Genomic DNA, 16,210 nt, shown 5'->3' with positions numbered 1-16,210 from the left:
AACCCCCTGAGGAGGGTCTAGTGGGAGCAACAGAGGCCGTCACCGACGCCAACTTCGCCAGTGACGTGCTGCAGTCCGACACGCCGGTGCTGGTGGACTTCTGGGCCGAGTGGTGCGGGCCGTGCCGCAAGGTCGACACGCTGCTGGAGGAGATCGCGAGCGAGATGGGGGACAAGGTCCGCATCGTCAAGCTCAACATCGACGAGAACCCGGAGACGACCCGGGCCTACCGGGTGATGTCGGCACCGACCCTCACCATGTTCAAGGGGGGCGAGCCGGTCCAGTCGATCGTCGGCGCCCGCCCGAAGAGCGATCTGGTCAAGCTCATCGAGACCGCGCTGTAGCACGAGGGTCGTCGCAACGGCGCGGTACGCGCGCCGCCGGCTGAGTGTCCGCGCCCGCGTCCGGTACGTTCCGGACGCGGGCGCTGCCGTCCGCACCTCCCCCACGCCGGTACGCCTCGGGCTCCCCGAGGCACATCCCCCAGGTGGCGTCGGTTCTACCGGGGCGTCGTAGGGTCAACAGCGGGCGGCGGGAAGGGCGTCACGGTACGCTCCGGAAGCGTTCCTCCTCGCGAAGGTGAGCCGGCGGAACGTGCGCCGGTCTTCCATCGACGGCTCCGTCGGGCCCGCACGGGGACGGACGGTCCGCCGACCGGTCGCCGCCGGCCCCGGCAGCGCCCCTTGACCGGGCAGCCAGCCAGTACGCAGAGGGAGGTCGCCCGTGCGTCCGATCCGACGCGGTGACCGCGGCCCCGCGGTGACCGAGATCCGCGCCGTCCTGGTCGGTCTGAACCTGCTTCCCGCAGGCGGGCCACCCGGTGCCGACGAGTTCGAGGCGGAGACCGAGCGCGCGGTCCAGACCTTCCAGCAGGACCGTGGGCTGAACGTCGACGGCCAGGTCGGCGCCGAGACGTGGCGGGCACTCGACGCGGCCCGCTGGCGACTCGGTGCCCGCACGCTCTACCAGGCGATCCCCGACCCGCTGATCGGCGAGGACGTCCGGACGCTGCAGGAACGCCTGCTGGAGATGGGGTACGACGTGGCGCGCGCGGACGGCATCTACGGTGCCCGTACCGCCCGCGCCGTCGCCCAGTTCCAGCGGGAGGTCGGGTTGGGCCCGGACGGCGCGTGCGGACCGCAGACCATGAACGCGCTGCGCCGGCTCGGCCGGAAGGTGGTCGGCGGCCGGCCGCAGTGGCTGCGCGAGTCCGACGCGTTCCGGCAGTCGGGTCCGAACCTCGTCGGCAAGGTCATGGTGATCGACCCCGGGCACGATCCCTTCGACCCCGGCTTCGTGGTGACGGACGGCCCGCTGCGGTGGACCGAGGCCGACCTCGTGTACGACCTCGCCGCACGCCTGGAGGGGCGGCTCGCCGCCGCCGGGATGCGGGTGCACCTGACCCGGGGTCCGGCCCCGGCCGCGCCGCTGACCGACCTGACCCGGGCGGACCTGGCCAACGAACTCGGCGGCGACCTGCTCATCTCGCTGCACCTCGACGGCCACCGGAATCCGGAGGCGGACGGGGTGGCCACCTACCACTACGGCACCTCCAACGGCGTCACCTCCACCGTGGGGGAACGACTGGCCGGCCTGGTACAGCGCGAGATCGTGGCCCGCACGGGGCTGCGCAACTGCCACACCCACGCCAAGACCTGGGAGCTGCTCCGGCTGACCCGGATGCCCGCGGTCCGGGTCGACGTCGGCTACCTCACCTCGCCCACCGACCGGGCGAACCTGGTCGACCCCCGGTTCCGCGACCGTGTCGTGGACGCGGTCGTCGCCGCGGTGCAGCGGATGTACTTCCCGGTGGAGGAGGACGTGCCGACGGGCTCGATCGACGTCAGCGAACTACGGGCGATGGTCGCCGCGAGCGCGACGCGCGACTGAGCGCGGGGGCCGTCAGCCCGGGATCGACCGGGTCGCCGGGCGTACCGGCCGGAGCAGTCCCTCCGGGCTCATCGAGCCGAGCAGCTTCTCCAGCGCGTACTCGACGTCGGACTTCCACGACATCGCCGTACGCAGCTCCAGCCGCAGCCGGGGATAGCGCGGATGCGGTCGTACGGTCTTGAAGCCGACCGAGAGGTAGTAGTCGGCCGGAGCGACGCAGCCGGCCTCCCCGTCACCGGCGTCGCCGAACTTGGCGTCGCCGAACGCCTCGATCGCCTTGATCCCCCGCTTCGTCAGGTCGCGCGCGACGCCCTGGACGAGCATCCGCCCCAGCCCGCCGCCAGCGAACGCGGTGACGATGTGCGCCGTGGTCAGCAGGGCGGCGTCCGCCGAGACCGGCGAGGTCGGGAAGGCCATCGCCCGGGGAACATAGGCCGGCGGCGCATACATGACGAATCCGGCGGGCATACCGTCGACGTATGCCAGCTTGCCGCAGGAGCCCCACTCGAGCAGCGTCTGCGACACCCAGGCCTCCTTTTCGAGGCCCGGATCGCCCGCCGCGCAGGCGCGCTCGGCCGCCACCGGGTCCAACTCCCAGTAGACACACTGGCGGCACGGCCGTGGCAGGTCTTCCAGCGTGTCGAGGGTCAGACTGACCAGACGTCGCGACATCGGCGCATCCCCACAATCCGGTAGGAGGCGCAAAAGACCGCAAATATCGCCATCTCCGGTCGGTACCCCCAACCAGTGATCGTACGCCGGAACATCGCGAGCCGGGAGGGGACCACCGGACCTGGCCCTCCCGCCGCAGGTGGCAGGGGGTGGTTGCGTCCGGCATGTGGACCGGCGGGCGGATCAACCGGTCCGGCATGTGGACGGAGCGCATCGGGCGAGGGCGGATCACGGCCCGCGGGATTACGATCGACCGACGCGCGCCCTCCGGCAGAGTCGCCGGGGGCCCCTCGGGGGCGGTGGGACGTCAGCAGGCGCGGCGGTCGGGATGTCGCCGGCACCCCGATGAGACGGGGGCGCCGCGGAGACGGCCGGCACGACGATAGCAGGTGCACGAGCGGAGCGAGGAGGGCCCATGACCGGCACGACGCTCGACGACTACACGGATCGCTATGCCCGACGGGTACGCGGCATGACGGCGTCGGAGATCCGCGCCCTCTTCGCCGTGGCCAGCCGGCCGGAGGTCGTCTCGCTCGCCGGTGGTGCCCCCTACATCGCCGCACTGCCCCTCGACGCGGTCGGGGAGATGCTCAACCGGCTCACCGCCGAGCAGGGCACCACCACCCTCCAGTACGGCATCGGCCAGGGCACGCTCGAGCTGCGGGAACGGATCTGCGAGGTGATGGCGCTCTCCGGTATCGACGTCGGCTGCGGCGCGTCCCCGGAGGACGTCGTGGTGACCGTCGGCGGCCAGCAGGCGCTCGACCTGATCGCCCGGCTCTTCCTCGACCCCGGCGACGTGGTGCTGGCCGAGGGGCCGACCTACGTCGGTGCGCTGGGCGTCTTCCAGGCGGCCCAGGCGCAGGTGGTGCACGTGCCGATGGACGACGACGGGCTCATCCCGGAGGCGCTGGAACTGGCGATCGCCGAGGTGGCGCGCTCCGGTCGGCGGGCGAAGTTCCTCTACACCATTCCGACCTTCCAGAACCCGGCCGGCGTGACCCTGACCGAGGAGCGGCGGGAGCGCATCCTCGACATCTGCGAGCGGGCCGGCCTGCTGGTGGTCGAGGACGACCCGTACGGGCAGCTCGGGTTCGACGCCGAGGCGCCGAGGCCGCTGCGGGCCCGCCGCCGGGACGGCGTCTTCTACCTCAGCACCTTCTCCAAGACCTTCGCGCCCGGGTTGCGGGTCGGCTGGATCCTGGCCCCGCACGCGGTACGGGACAAGCTGGTGATCGCCAGCGAGGCGCAGATCCTCTGTCCGAGCGCGTTCGCGCAGGCCGCCGTCACGACGTACCTCGCCACGATGCCGTGGCGGCAACAGCTCAAGATCTACCGCGAGGTGTACCGGGAGCGCCGGGACGCGCTGCTCGACGCGCTCGCCGACTACATGCCCGCCGGCACCACCTGGACCGTGCCGGGCGGTGGACTCTTCGTCTGGGTGACCCTGCCCGAGGGGCTCGACGCCAAGGCGATGATGCCCCGCGCCATCGCGGCCCGGGTCGCGTACGTGCCCGGCACCGGCTTCTACGCCGACGGCACGGGCGCCGGGAACATGCGGCTCAACTTCTCCTTCCCCCCGCCGGAGCGGATCCGGGAGGGCGTGCGCCGACTCGCCACCGTGATGGAGCAGGAGACTGCCATGCGGCAGGTCTTCGGCACCGCGGTCGGCCCGAGCCGGGGCCGCCGGGGGCAGGCCAGTGCGGACGTGCCGGGCCCCGACTTGGCATGATCTCCGGCATGGGTACGAACTTCCCCGCCGACGACCCCCTGCTCACCGCCGAGTGGCCGCATCCGATCTCCCGGGAGAGCGCCGCCGAACTCCGGGTGCTGGTGCTGGCCGGCGGGCTGTCGTACGAGCGGGACGTGTCGCTGAAGTCCGGGCGCCGGGTGCTCGACGCGCTCCGTTCGGTCGGCGTCGAGGCCGAACTGCGGGACGCCGACGCCACGCTGCTGCCGACCCTGGCGGAGGATCCACCGGACGCCGTGGTGATCGCGCTGCACGGGGCGACCGGTGAGGACGGTTCCCTGCGCGGCGTGCTCGACCTCTGCGGCGTCCCGTACGTCGGCTGCGACGCCCGGGCCGCCCGAGTCGCCTGGGACAAGCCCTCGGCCAAGGCGGTGTTGCGCGAGGTCGGCATCCCCACGCCGGACTGGGTGGCCCTGCCACACGACCGCTTCTCCGAACTCGGCGCCGTCGCCGTGCTCGACCGGATCGCCGAACGGTTGAAGCTGCCGCTGATGGTCAAGCCGGCGCAGGGCGGTTCCGGTCTGGGTGGCGCGGTGGTCCGGGAGGCGGCGGCGCTGCCCGCCGCCATGGTCGGCTGTTTCGCGTACGACTCGACCGCGCTCGTCGAACGCTACGTTCCGGGCAAGGACCTGGCCGTCTCCGTGGTGGACCTCGGCGACGGTCCGCGGGCCCTGCCGGCGGTGGAGATCGTGCCCCGGAACGGCATCTACGACTACGCCGCCCGGTACACGGCCGGGCTGACCACCTGGCACACCCCCGCCCGGCTCTCGCCGAGAGCGGCGGCGAGGGTGGCGGAGACCGCACTCGCCGCGCACGCCGCCCTCGGCCTGCGGGACCTGTCCCGGGTCGACCTGATCGTCGACGAGAACGACCAGCCCCACGTGCTGGAGGTCAACGTCTCGCCGGGGATGACCGAGACGTCGCTGCTGCCGCTCGCGGTGCAGGCGGCCGGTCTCGACTTCGGCGAACTGCTCGGCACGATGGTGGCCCGGGCGGCCCGTCGCCGTCTCCCGGACCAGCCCTGACCCGTCCGCCCGTTCCGCCGCCGGAGGCGGGTCTAGGCGCCGGCGGGCTTCTCGCCGAAGGACTCCCGTCCGACGATCGAGCCATCCGACCGACCGGGCCTGGCCCCTGGCCCGGCTGACTCCGCCGTCTCCGGCCCGGCCGCGTCCGCACCCGCCGCCGGAGACGCCTCCTCGGCAGGTTCTTCCGTGGCGTTCTCGGGATCCTCCTCCGGCGGCGCCTCGGCGACCGCGACCGACGGCACGTCGGCCGGCTCGCCGGTCTGCCTCCCGGGGGCGGCCTGCTGGGCCAGGCTGGACGGCGCCTGCCACTGGATACGCGGCGGTTCGGCGAGTGGACGACCGCCGAAGTCGGCCAGCCAGGCGGCCACCAGCGCGAGATTTTCCCGCCATTGCGACTCGGAGATCGGCGGAAGGATGTCCTCCCACAGGGACAGGAAGGTGCCGCGCAGTTGCAGCCGCCCGTACGGCCGGGCGAGGAACCACAGGTGCAGGTGTGCCGAACCGTCACCCCAACGGTTCACGTGGACCCGGGCCACCCCGTCCAGCGACCGTACGGCCCGCTCCAGCCGTACCGTCATCACGCCCAGCTCGGCCGCGAGCAGGTTCGGTAGATCGCCCAGGTCCAGGTGCGATCGCGATTCGAGGATCAGCACCATGGGCAGGCCGGTGGGACGGTCCATGGCACGTACCCGCCAGCGTTCGCTGACCCAGATGTAGGCGTCGTCGGGCGCGTTGCAGGAATGGCACTCCCCGGCGCCTTCCCCCTTGCGCGGTGGTTCGACGGCGACGGGCTCGTCGAGTGGCTTGACCCGGAAGTCGCCCTCGAAGGGGAAGGACGGCCACTTGGTGAATTCTGGAACGGGAGGGGTGTGGGACACGAGGCTGACCCTAACCGAGTTCGAGGCGGCTGTCCCTACCCGTTTTGGCCGTCACCCGGCACGGGTCCGCAGCGGCTTCGGATGGACGATTTCGACCGCCCACCTCCGCTTGCTCGGTGGTTGGCGAAGGATCCCCGAGATCCGCATCGGTACGCCCACCGATCGCCGCGACACCGGCGGTCACGACACGGACGGACGGCGCTCGACACCCGGGATCGACCCGCCGACGGCGGTGTCAGGGGCAAAATACGGCGCGTCGTCCACAGGCACACACCCCCATCCACGCGCGGTTTCACGTGAAACGGGGGTGCCCTGTGGAAAACGCCTGTGGATGACGCGCGTCGGCCTCGGTGGCGCCCTTCGTCGATCCCCCGGAACGCCGCCGAGCGCCGGCCGCCTCTCGATTCGGGCCCTCGGCCCCGCCTCGCGGCGGCGCGGGAATGACGCCACCGGAGTGCTCGGAGACAGCGGCGTGAGTGACTGGGGACGGATCCCCGGGACCCGGCGGACCGGCACCGACCCCGCGTCAGCTCGGTGCGCGGCCGAGGTGGAGTGGGGAGGGTGCCGCGCCCGATCCGCCGAGCCCGCCTCCGTGGCTCCCGACGCCGCGCCCGCCGCCCAGGGTGGCCCGGGCCGGGCGGCATCCACGTCATGCACAGCCACCCCGGCGGTGTCGGCTGGCTTTCCCGCCGCCTTCAACCTCAGGCGCGTCGGCGTGGCTCTTCCGGCGCGCGCGCAATTCCAGGCGGTTCGGGGGCTCTCCCGTCGCCCAATCCCCAGCCGCGTCGGAGGGCTCTCCTCTCTTGCCCAATCCCCAGCCGCGTCGGGGGGCTCTCCTGGCACGCCCAATCCCCAGGCGCGTCGGGGTTGGCTTTGGAGTCACGCTCAACCCCAGCCACGTCGTGGCTCTCCAGTCACGCCACAGCGCACGTTGCTCGGGGGCGGCCGGTCCGTCGCCCGCCGTTTCACGTGAAACCGGCCGGGTCGGAGCGCTCCGTCGCACCCGGTTGTCTACGTCGTCTGCGTTCTGGGAACGGGCGGGCCGACGGCACCTGGACCGTGCCCGCGAGGATCCCCGGGACGCTGGGTCTGGCCGAATCGTTGGATAGGACCTTGGTCGGCGATGCGTCTTCTCCGCCGGGCAGCCGGACGGGCGCCCGTTGGAAGAGCAGACCCCGCCGGAAGGCAGACCCCGTTGCGAGGCAGACGTCCGGTGGAAGGCGGACCCGTCGGAGGCAGACGCCCCATTGGGAGGTAGACGCGCGCTGGGAGGAAGACGGCCCCGGAAGACCAGACGTCCGCTGGAAAAGCGGATGGCCGCGGTCCCGTCGTGGGCCCGCAGCCATCTCGGTGGCGCAGCTATCCGCGGTCAGTCCGCGGAGTCGCCCTGGGAGTCCTGGTTCTCCATGCCGATGATCCCGACGATCCGCTCCAGGTCGTCCACCGTCGCGAACTCGATCGTAATCTTTCCCTTGCTCCGCCCGATGTCGACCTTGACCCGGGTGTCGAACCGGTCCGACAGCCGGTCCGCGAGATCGGTGAGGGCGGGAGCGTGCACCTTGGGCCGTCGCTTCGCCGTACCGGCACGGGTGGGCGTCTGGTCGGCCACCTGCACCAGTTCCTCCGTGGTCCGTACGGAGAGCCCCTCGGCCACGATGCGCCGGGCCAGCTCCTCCTGCGCGGCCGGATCGTCCAGCCCGAGCAACGCCCGGGCGTGACCGGCGGAGAGCACCCCCACCGCCACCCGCTGCTGCACCTCGTTCGGCAGGTTCAAAAGCCGGATTGTGTTGGAGATCTGCGGCCGGCTCCGGCCGATCCGCCGGGCCAGCTCCTCGTGCGTCGCGCCGAACTCCTCCAGGAGCTGCTGGTACGCCGCCGCCTCTTCCAGCGGGTTCAGGTTGGCCCGGTGGATGTTCTCCAGGAGCGCGTCCCGGAGCATTGCGTCGTCCTTGGTGTCCCGGACGATCGCCGGAATCGACTCCCGGCCCACGGCCTGGGCCGCGCGCCACCGCCGCTCGCCCATGACGAGCTCGTACCGGTCGTCGGAGAGCTGGCGTACCACGACCGGCTGGAGGAAACCCACCTCCTCGATCGAGAGCTTCAGCTCCTCCAGGGCGTCCTCGTCGAAGACCTGCCGGGGCTGCTTCGGGTTCGGCACGATGGCGTCGAGCGGGATCTCGGCGAACCGCGCGCCAGGCACCGGCGCCAGCTCGGGGCCGGCCGGCGGTGCCGGGGCGACGGCCGGAGTCGGCTCGGGCTGCGCGGGCTGTGCGGTCAGCGGCGGTTCGGCGGCCTCCGGGCGGTGGGACGGAACCTCCGCCGTGGCCACTCCGGTACCGGCCGGCGGCGGAGTCGTGGGGATCAGCGCACCCAGACCCCGCCCCAGCCCGCCCCGCGGACGGTTCTTCATGCCACGCCTCCCAGCGAATCGCTCGACCTAGACATTGCGGCCAACGGTCTCCTTCACGCCGCGCAGGGCGATCTCCTGCGCGGCCTCGAAGTAGCTCGTGGCGCCCCGCGAACCGGGATCGTAGGTCATCACGGACTGGCCGTAACTGGGAGCCTCCGACACCCGCACGTTGCGCGGGATGACCGCCTGGAGGACCTTGTCCCCGAAGTGGTTCCGGACATCCTGCTCCACCGCGTCCGCCAGCCGGGTACGGCGGTCGTACATGGTGAGCAGGATGGTGGAGACCTCCAGCGTGGGGTTGAGGTGCTGCCGCACCAGGTTGATGTTGTTGATCAGTTGGTTGAGCCCCTCCAGCGCGTAGTACTCGCACTGAATGGGGATCAGCACCTCCTGCGCGGCCACCAGCGCGTTGACGGTGAGCAGCCCGAGGGAGGGCGGGCAGTCGATGAAGACGTAGTCGAACTCGGCCGGGTGGCCGGCGATGGCGCGGCCGAGCCGGGACTCACGTGCCACGACGGAGACGAGTTCGATCTCCGCACCCGCGAGGTCGATGGTGGCCGGTACGCACCAGAGGTTCGGGATCCCCTCGACCGTCTGGGCCACCTCGGCCAACGGAACGTTGTCGATCAGGCAGTCGTAGACGTCCGGTACGCCGGCGTGGTGGGGCACGTTCAGGCCGGTCGAGGCGTTCCCCTGCGGATCGAGGTCGACGACGAGGACGCGGTTACCGTGCAGCGCCAGGGCGACCGCCAGGTTGACCGTGGTGGTGGTCTTACCGACGCCTCCCTTCTGGTTCGCGACACACATGATCCGCGGCCGGTCCGGGCGAGGCATGGTCACCTCGCCGCTCGGATTCAGGATTTGCACAGCGCGCATTGCCTCCATTGCCAGCGGGGGATCGTCCTGTTCGCGCGACGGCGTTTCACGTGAAACGTACGCGTCGGCTGAAGCTTCCTCGGTGAGGGGTGGGGCTGGCGCGCCGGCCGGGTCGACGGCCTGGCCAGGTGGCGCATCCAGATTCGGCGTGGCGCCGGTCGTGGCCGCTGTCGGTGTCGTGGCGGAGGCCGCCATCTCGACCGGCGCACCCGGAGGCGCCGCACTCCGCCGCCCTGCGGGCCGGGCCGGAACGGGCGGCTCGACCTGGGCGGCAGACCCCGGAGATGCCGCCGGACGCGGAGGAACCACCGGGCCCGGAGACGTCACCGGGACCGCCTGCTCCGGCACCCGGGCAGACCCGCTCACGCCCGGCGGGTACGGGGGGCCAACCGTCCCCGGGTACGGCGGGTGCGGCCCCGGACGGACCGCCTGAGCCGGTTCCGACGCCCCTGCGGGCGGGACGACTCGGGCCGCGCCTCGGCCGGGCGGTGACGGGGGCGTGCCGTATCCGTTGTCGGGGTTCTCCCGGTCGTCGCTCCGAACGGGCGGGCGGACCCGACCACTGGCAGACCAACCCTCGTAGTCGGTTTCACGTGAAACGTCGGCGCCGCCGGGGTGATAGTCCCCGGAGTCCGTCATCCCTGAATCGTCGTACCTACCGTTGTCATGCACCGTTTCATCCCTGCCAGCTTCGGATGGGGTCGGCACCGTCGGCACTCCTGCCCGCGCCTCGGGCGTAGCGTGCGGTCCGGCAAGAAGCGGCGGCGGCCTCAGCCTGCCAGCCACCGCCCGGTCTACATTATCGACGCGCGGTCAGCCTACGGGTGATGGGCGCATGTGGCCACGGCCTGTCCGCGAGTTGAGCTCTCCGGTCAACGAACGAGATGTCCCGGACGCCCCGCCTGGACAGGGAATTCGGCTGCCAAGCCGACCGTCGACGAACCCCGGGTGTGGGCGGGCCAACACGTCAGCCCCTCGCGCGTCGGCGTGACCAGCCGCCGAGGCGGCCCTCTACTCGACCCGACAGGCGGCGCGGAACCCCAGCGGAGGCATACCACGTCCGCCTCCCCCGGTCGCACCCAGGTCGCGGCCCGGGGACCGGGGCGCCGGGGACGGGTCCAGGGTCCAGGGGCCAGGGGCCAGGGGCCGGGGCGCCCGGGCCGGGGGCCGAGAGTCGGAGCCGAGAACCGGGGGCCGAGAAGCGGGACGCCGAGGCTGCCGGGATGACCGCCATGCCTGAGAGTCATAAATATTGCCTCAAAGGCATCGCGGTCAACGGGGAAAGTGCCGACCGCCGGGCGGGAACGAGCGCTCCCGGAGGACGCTCCACAGAGGAGATTCGCGCACCGGGAGGCCGGCCCTCGGCGGTCGAGGTCCGCCGAGGGCCGGAAGGCGCGGGCGTCGAGCGGCCACACCAGCCCGGCGGCACCGCGGCGCGGACGGCGGAACACCCGCCCGTTACCGGCAGCCACCGGCGCCCTGGCCGGCCGGCGAGACCGCACAACCGCCCCGACGCGGGTCGGGGCGCTGGCCGTACGGCGAGGCGACGCCGGCCTGGGTCGACGGGGAGGCGGGGTGGCGGGGCTGACTGCCCGCCGGCCCGCCGAGGCCGGGTTGGGTGCTGACCGGCGCCGTCGGGGCGGGTGTCGGCCCGAGCTGCGACGTCGGATCCGGCACGGTCGACCCCGGCACCGGCGACGGACGGGTCGGGTCGGGGCGGGACGGTACGGCGGGACCCGGCGGTGGCGTCGGCAGGCCGCCCAGCGCGAGGACGCCGATCAGCACCGCCGCACCCAGCCCCGTCGCGGCACCCGCGACCAGCACCCGTCGCCGGCGGCGTACCCGCCGACCACGTCGGATGACCAGGGCCAGGTCCAGCCGGCCGGGCTCTTCGTCCCGGCCGCCGCGCAGTGCCGTACGGAACGCGTCGAGGTCCGTCATCGCGTCCTCCTCACCAGTTCGGGCGCCTCGGCTCCGGTCACCCGAAGCTTTGCGAGCGCCCGGGACGAGGTGCTCTTCACCGTCCCGAGCGACACGTTCAACTCGGCGGCCACCTCGGCCTCGGCGAGGTCGAAGAAGAAGCGGAGCACGACCACGGCCCGTTCCCGCGCTGACAACGCGGAGAGGGCGTCCACCACCCAACGACGCCGGGCCACCTCGTCGGCGATGTCCCGGCCGGCCGGGCACTCCGGCACCTCCGCGGTGGCGTACTCGCGCAACGGGCGGCGCCAGCCGTCGATCGCCTCGTTGACCATCACCCGCCGGGTGTAGGCGTACGCGTCGTCCCGGCGTACCCGCGACCAGCTCGCATAGGTGCGGACCAGGGCGGCCTGGGTAGCCTCCTCCGCCCGGTGGCGGTCACCGGTGAGCAGGTACGCGGCCCGCAGCAGGCGGCCCGAGCTGTCCTCGACGAACCGTACGAACTCCTCGTCGCCCTGTGCCATGCATGCCCCCTCGCCGCCGAAGCGCGCACCGGTCAGACGAGTGAGCGGACCGAAAGGTTGTGCCCGGGGCGACGCAACTTTTCCGTCCCACCGCTCGTAGGTCACCGGTGCAGACGCATCCGGCCGCGTCCCTCGGGCGCGAGGAGATCGAGGAGGAGCCGTGCTTCACAGAACAGCAGGTCTGGCCAGCCGCTATCCGGGATCGCGAGGACGCCCACTGGTCATCGGTACCGGGCTCGCCGCGGCGGTCGCCGCGCTGGTGCTGTCCGGGGCGCTCGTCGCCAGCGCCGCCTCGGACCGGGCCGCGGCGCCGGGGCAACCACCCCCGCCCACCATGGCGCCCACGGCACCCGGGCAGCCACCATTGCCGACCACGAGCCCGACCCCGTCGACGCCGGGGCAGCCGCCAGTGCCGACGGCCAGCCCTACCCCGTCCACGCCCGGGCAGCCGCCAGTGCCCACCGCGAGCCCGACACCGTCCACGCCGGGACAGCCACCGCTGCCGCAGTGAGCCGGTGGGCGCCGGGCGCCGCCGCGGGCCACCGAGGGTCCACGAGCCCGGGCTAGCCGCGGGGGGTCCGGCCCCGTCCGGTGGGGCCGCCACCGCGCCGTCCCCCGGCCGAGCGCGACGACGACCGGGCCGACGAGCGGGACGGCTTCGTCGGCCCGGGACCGACCACCCGTTCCCGGACGATCTCCACCACAGTGGTCGGCGGCTCGACGATGCCGACGCCACACCGGCGGACGACCGGCCGGGACCCGCCGAGCCGACCCACCGCGACCGCGTGTTCGGCCACCTCGTCGGCGGCGCTGGCACCCTTCAACGCGAGAAGTCGGCCGCCCGGTGCCACGAGCGGAAGACACCATCCGGCGAGGCGGTCCAGCGGCGCCACGGCCCGCGCCGTCACCACCTCGGCCGGCAGTGTCACCGCCCCGGCCCAGTCCGCATCGCCGCCCCGAGCGGTACCGGCGAGTTCCTCCGCCCGGGCCCGCAGCACCGTGACCGAGCCGCCGAGGTCGAGCGCGGCCACCACCTCGGTCAGGAACGCCGCGCGCCGGGCGAGCGGCTCGACCAGCAGGATCGGCAGGTCCGGCCGGGCGACCGCGAGGACGATCCCGGGCAGGCCCGCGCCGGACCCGACGTCGACCACGGCGCGTCCTTGCGGGATGAGTTCCGCCAACGGCGCGCAGTTGAGCAGGTGCCGGTCCCAGATCCGGGACGTCTCACGAGGGCCGATCAGGCCACGGACGACCCCGTCGGTGGCCAGCAGCCCGGCGTACGCCTCGGCGAGCGGCAGCCGGTCACCGAAGAGCGTACGGGCGGCGGCGGCCAACTCGGCCGGAAGTGCCGCCGCGTCGGCCGGGGCGGGACCGGGGACAGGAAACGGCCCGGACGGCGGTTCGCCATCCGGGCCGGACGTACGATCGTGCGTCATCAGCTGCTCAGCCGGCCGGACGGACGACAATCCGGCGGCTCGGCTCGACGCCCTCCGACTCGCTCTCCACCCCGGAGATCGCGTTCACCACGTCGTGTACGCACTTGCGCTCGAACGCGGACATCGGCTCCAGCCGGACCGCCTCGCCGTGCTGCTTGACCTTCTCCACCGCGTTCCTGGCCACGGCGGAGAGTTCCTTGCGCCGGTTCGCCCGGTAGCCACCGACGTCGAGCAGCAGACGGCTGGGCGAACCGGTCTGCCGGAACACGGCCAGCCGGGTCAGCTCCTGCAACGCCTCCAGTGTGGCTCCGCGCTGGCCCACCAGCGCCTGGAGCCGGTCGCCGACCACCTCGACGACCGGGCGCCCGGCCGAGACCAGCTCGTCGATGTCGCCGTCGTAGTCGAGGATGTCCAGCAGGCCCTCCACGTAGTCCGCGGCGATCTCGCTCTGCCGGAACAGGTCCGAGTCGCTGGTCGCCGAGGCCGGCCGCTCGCCCGCCTCGTCTCCCTCCTCCTCGTCCTCTTCCTCGTCCTCTTCCTCGTCCTCTTCCTCGTCCTCCTCGTCGTCCTCTTCCTTGTCGTCCTCTTCCTCGTCGTCCTCCGCGCCGTCGGTGTCCTCCGCGTCCTGGACGGCGGCGTCGACGACGGCGTTGTCGCCCGAGGCCTCGACGTCGCCGGCGTCGTCGCCGGAGGCTTCGGCGTTGTCGCCGACGGTCGAGATGGCCTCGGTGGTCTCGGCCTCCTCTGCGGAACCGGCGACCACCGTCGGATCGCTGTCCTCCAGCGGCTGTTCGGCGCGCGGAATACTCGTGTCGGTCACGGTCTCATCTCCGTACTCTCTCGGCCGGACCGTACGGTCCCGCTGGTTTCCCGTGTCCGGCGGGCGATCGCCGAGTGCCACGGGCACGTCTGTCGGGGGCGCTACCGCCCTCCTCGCGCGGGGCGCGGAGGACTCCGTACCGGCGCCGGCGCGCTGGCGGCCGCTCGGTCCGGAGATCCTGTCGGGCCGCCGGCCAGCGGGGGGTGGCCGGCGACCCGTCGCGTCAACCCTGGCGCTTCGCCGGACGACCCTTCTTGGGGTTGACCGGCTTGGCGCCCGGCTTGGGGGCGAGCGCCTTGGTGTCGACCGCCGGCTTGCTCTCCGGCTGGCTGCCGTTGGCCTTGCCCCGGCCGAACAGCCCACCCGACCTGGCCGGCTGCACCGGGTTGCGGGCGTCGGTGCCCCGGCGCGGGCCGGTGGTCGTGGTGGTACGGCGAGGGCTCTCGCCCGGCTTGGGCAGCCGGCCCATGTTGGGGGTGGGCGGCGGCGGGTACTTGCGGAGCACCCACTGCTGCTGGCCGAGGGTGAAGAGGTTGTTGGTGACCCAGTAGATGACCACACCGATCGGGAAGATCGCGCCGGAGATCAGCAGCGAGGCCGGGATGCCGTAGAGCATCAGCCGCTGGATCATCCGCTGCTGCGGGTCCTCCGCCCAGCCGGTCTTGAGGATCATCTGCCGGCTGGTCAGGTAGGTGGTGATGATCATGATGGCCACCAGCACCCCGGCAAGGATCTTCACGGAGGTGCCACTGGCGTTCAGCCGGGCCAGCTCTGCGGCACTGGAGCCGAACTTGCCGGCGATCGGCACGTCGAAGAGCCGGGCGTGGGTCGCGCTCTCGAACTGGTCGACGGACCAGCCGTACAGGGTCTTGTTCTGCTTCGCCGGGTCGAGACGGCGCAGCACGTGGAAGAGGCCGAGGAAGACCGGAGCCTGCAGGAAGATCGGAAGGCAGCCCATCAGCGGGTTGGCCTTCTCCTTCCGGTAGAGCTCCATCATCTCCTTCTGGAGCGTCTCCCGGTCACCCTTGTGCTTCTCCTGGAGCTCCTTCAGCTTGGGCTGGAGCGCCTGCATCGCCCGCTGCGACTTGATCTGCTTCACGAAGATCGGGAAAAGGATCACCCGGAGGGTGACCACCAGGAAGATGATCGCGAGGATCCAGGTCCAGTTCGTGCCCAGGACCGCGTCGGCGGACACCCCGACGGCCTCCCACGCGGAGTGCCAGCGCAGCAGGATCCACGAGATCGCCCAGTAGATCCAGTCGAGACTCAATTCGGGGCTCCAGTCACGTTGACGTGGCGGCGTCCGCCCGGCTCCGGCACCGGGTCATATCCACCGGGGTGGAAGGGGTGACAGCGCAACAGCCGCCGGACCGCCAGGACGGCTCCCCGAAGTGCACCGTGCCGCACGACCGCCTCCAGGGCGTACGCGCTGCACGACGGGTAGAACCGACAGCGGGCCGGCAGCGCCGGGCTTATCCAACGACGGTACGCGACGATGGGTCCTGCCAGCACTCGGGCACCGAGTGTCATCCCGGACGAACCCGTGGTCCCGCCGCTCACCGGGACCGCCGGCCCGGTTTTCGGGGCGCCAGCGCCGTGTGGAGCGCGGCGTCGAGGTCGGCGCCGAGCCGGGCGTACGAGGCCGACGCGGCATCGGGCAGCGCCCGTACGACCAGGGTGGCGCCGGCGGGCAGTCCGGCCAGGCGCTCGCGGACGAGGTGCCGGAGCCGGCGGCGGACCTTGTTGCGCACCACCGCCCCGCCCACCGCCTTGGATACGACGAAGCCGGCGCGGGACGGTGCGGGCTGTCGCCCCGCGCCGTCGGCCTGCGCCGGCTCGCGTGCTGCTCTGTTCGGTGCTGCGGTGTTCTCGGCCGGGTCCGGTGCGTCGGGGCTGCCGGCGAGATCCAGATGGACCACGACGGTGCCGCGACCGGACCGTCGCCCGCCTCGGATCGCCGCGGCGAAGTCGTCGCTGCGGCGAAGTCGCTGTGCGGCCGCAAGCACGAC

General features: G+C 72.6%; 15 protein-coding genes and 1 pseudogene. 4 read left to right on the top strand and 12 right to left on the bottom strand.

Annotation, left to right across the window (positions count from 1 at the left end; all coding sequences use genetic code 11):
* Positions 1 to 20: 20 nt before the first annotated feature.
* Positions 21 to 344 carry a thioredoxin gene (gene trxA / locus ACQEUR_RS06415; RefSeq protein WP_433026789.1) on the top strand — a complete coding sequence of 108 codons (324 nt, stop codon included), beginning with the start codon at positions 21 to 23 and terminating at the stop codon, positions 342 to 344.
* 379 nt (positions 345 to 723) lie between these two features.
* Positions 724 to 1,890, top strand: a complete 1,167-nt coding sequence (locus tag ACQEUR_RS06410; RefSeq protein ID WP_433026786.1) for an N-acetylmuramoyl-L-alanine amidase — start codon at positions 724 to 726, stop codon at positions 1,888 to 1,890.
* A gap of 12 nt (positions 1,891 to 1,902) precedes the next feature.
* Here the strand turns inward: ACQEUR_RS06410 and ACQEUR_RS06405 are convergent, their stop codons facing one another.
* On the bottom strand, positions 1,903 to 2,562 hold the full coding sequence (locus ACQEUR_RS06405; protein ID WP_433026783.1) for a GNAT family N-acetyltransferase: 660 nt from the start codon (positions 2,560 to 2,562) through the stop codon (positions 1,903 to 1,905).
* A gap of 415 nt (positions 2,563 to 2,977) precedes the next feature.
* Here ACQEUR_RS06405 and ACQEUR_RS06400 point away from each other — a divergent pair, with 415 nt between their 5' ends.
* Positions 2,978 to 4,294: a PLP-dependent aminotransferase family protein gene (locus ACQEUR_RS06400; protein ID WP_433026780.1), complete on the top strand. Its 1,317-nt coding sequence runs from the start codon at positions 2,978 to 2,980 to the stop codon at positions 4,292 to 4,294.
* A gap of 8 nt (positions 4,295 to 4,302) precedes the next feature.
* Entirely contained in the window at positions 4,303 to 5,337 is a 1,035-nt protein-coding gene (locus tag ACQEUR_RS06395; protein WP_433026777.1) for a D-alanine--D-alanine ligase family protein, read from the top strand.
* A 32-nt stretch (positions 5,338 to 5,369) separates the two neighbouring features.
* Here ACQEUR_RS06395 and ACQEUR_RS06390 read toward each other — a convergent pair whose 3' ends face one another.
* The 11 genes and pseudogenes from ACQEUR_RS06390 to rnpA form a co-directional block, all read right to left on the bottom strand.
* A complete protein-coding gene (locus tag ACQEUR_RS06390; protein ID WP_433026774.1) occupies positions 5,370 to 6,215 on the bottom strand; it encodes a hypothetical protein in 846 nt (281 codons plus the stop codon).
* A gap of 1,369 nt (positions 6,216 to 7,584) precedes the next feature.
* Entirely contained in the window at positions 7,585 to 8,625 is a 1,041-nt protein-coding gene (locus ACQEUR_RS06385) for a ParB/RepB/Spo0J family partition protein (RefSeq protein WP_433026771.1), read from the bottom strand.
* Between the two features lie 27 nt (positions 8,626 to 8,652).
* On the bottom strand, positions 8,653 to 9,696 hold the full coding sequence (locus ACQEUR_RS06380) for a ParA family protein (RefSeq protein ID WP_433026768.1): 1,044 nt from the start codon (positions 9,694 to 9,696) through the stop codon (positions 8,653 to 8,655).
* Between the two features lie 1,263 nt (positions 9,697 to 10,959).
* Positions 10,960 to 11,442 (bottom strand): hypothetical protein, encoded by a 483-nt coding sequence (locus tag ACQEUR_RS06375; RefSeq protein ID WP_433026765.1) that lies wholly within the window; start codon positions 11,440 to 11,442, stop codon positions 10,960 to 10,962.
* Entirely contained in the window at positions 11,439 to 11,945 is a 507-nt protein-coding gene (locus ACQEUR_RS06370; protein WP_433026762.1) for a SigE family RNA polymerase sigma factor, read from the bottom strand. The genes ACQEUR_RS06375 and ACQEUR_RS06370 overlap by 4 nt, the downstream gene beginning before the upstream one ends.
* Before the next feature lie 192 nt (positions 11,946 to 12,137).
* Positions 12,138 to 12,428: a hypothetical protein gene (locus tag ACQEUR_RS06365; RefSeq protein ID WP_433026759.1), complete on the bottom strand. Its 291-nt coding sequence runs from the start codon at positions 12,426 to 12,428 to the stop codon at positions 12,138 to 12,140.
* 80 nt (positions 12,429 to 12,508) lie between these two features.
* Positions 12,509 to 13,381 carry a 16S rRNA (guanine(527)-N(7))-methyltransferase RsmG gene (gene rsmG / locus ACQEUR_RS06360; RefSeq protein ID WP_433026756.1) on the bottom strand — a complete coding sequence of 291 codons (873 nt, stop codon included), beginning with the start codon at positions 13,379 to 13,381 and terminating at the stop codon, positions 12,509 to 12,511.
* 7 nt (positions 13,382 to 13,388) lie between these two features.
* A pseudogene (locus ACQEUR_RS06355) lies at positions 13,389 to 13,856 on the bottom strand (protein jag); the annotation flags it as partial.
* A gap of 568 nt (positions 13,857 to 14,424) precedes the next feature.
* The gene (gene yidC, locus ACQEUR_RS06350; protein ID WP_433026753.1) at positions 14,425 to 15,471 is read right to left on the bottom strand and encodes a membrane protein insertase YidC; all 1,047 of its coding nucleotides are present in this window, start codon (positions 15,469 to 15,471) and stop codon (positions 14,425 to 14,427) included.
* Positions 15,468 to 15,731, bottom strand: coding sequence for a membrane protein insertion efficiency factor YidD (yidD, locus tag ACQEUR_RS06345; protein WP_433026750.1), 264 nt, complete (start codon positions 15,729 to 15,731; stop codon positions 15,468 to 15,470). The genes yidC and yidD overlap by 4 nt, the downstream gene beginning before the upstream one ends.
* A 26-nt stretch (positions 15,732 to 15,757) precedes the next feature.
* On the bottom strand, positions 15,758 to 16,207 hold the full coding sequence (gene rnpA, locus ACQEUR_RS06340) for a ribonuclease P protein component (protein WP_433026747.1): 450 nt from the start codon (positions 16,205 to 16,207) through the stop codon (positions 15,758 to 15,760).
* Between the last annotated feature and the right edge of the window lie 3 nt (positions 16,208 to 16,210).

The sequence above is a fragment of the Plantactinospora sp. CA-290183 genome (genome assembly GCF_050936375.1).
In the GTDB taxonomy this organism is placed as follows: Bacteria; Actinomycetota; Actinomycetes; order Mycobacteriales; family Micromonosporaceae; genus Plantactinospora.
Note: the sequence above shows the minus strand (reverse complement) of the source record. Positions and strands in the feature narration are given on the sequence as shown.

Coding starts and splice junctions, on each gene's coding strand:
- ACQEUR_RS06405 (WP_433026783.1), bottom strand. CDS start 2,562: ATGTCGCGACGTCTGGTCAGTCTGACCCTCGACACGCTGGAAGACCTG.
- ACQEUR_RS06400 (WP_433026780.1), top strand. CDS start 2,978: ATGACCGGCACGACGCTCGACGACTACACGGATCGCTATGCCCGACGG.
- ACQEUR_RS06395 (WP_433026777.1), top strand. CDS start 4,303: ATGGGTACGAACTTCCCCGCCGACGACCCCCTGCTCACCGCCGAGTGG.
- ACQEUR_RS06385 (WP_433026771.1), bottom strand. CDS start 8,625: ATGAAGAACCGTCCGCGGGGCGGGCTGGGGCGGGGTCTGGGTGCGCTG.
- ACQEUR_RS06380 (WP_433026768.1), bottom strand. CDS start 9,696: ATGGCGGCCTCCGCCACGACACCGACAGCGGCCACGACCGGCGCCACG.
- ACQEUR_RS06375 (WP_433026765.1), bottom strand. CDS start 11,442: ATGACGGACCTCGACGCGTTCCGTACGGCACTGCGCGGCGGCCGGGAC.
- ACQEUR_RS06370 (WP_433026762.1), bottom strand. CDS start 11,945: ATGGCACAGGGCGACGAGGAGTTCGTACGGTTCGTCGAGGACAGCTCG.
- rsmG (WP_433026756.1), bottom strand. CDS start 13,381: ATGACGCACGATCGTACGTCCGGCCCGGATGGCGAACCGCCGTCCGGG.
- yidD (WP_433026750.1), bottom strand. CDS start 15,731: ATGACACTCGGTGCCCGAGTGCTGGCAGGACCCATCGTCGCGTACCGT.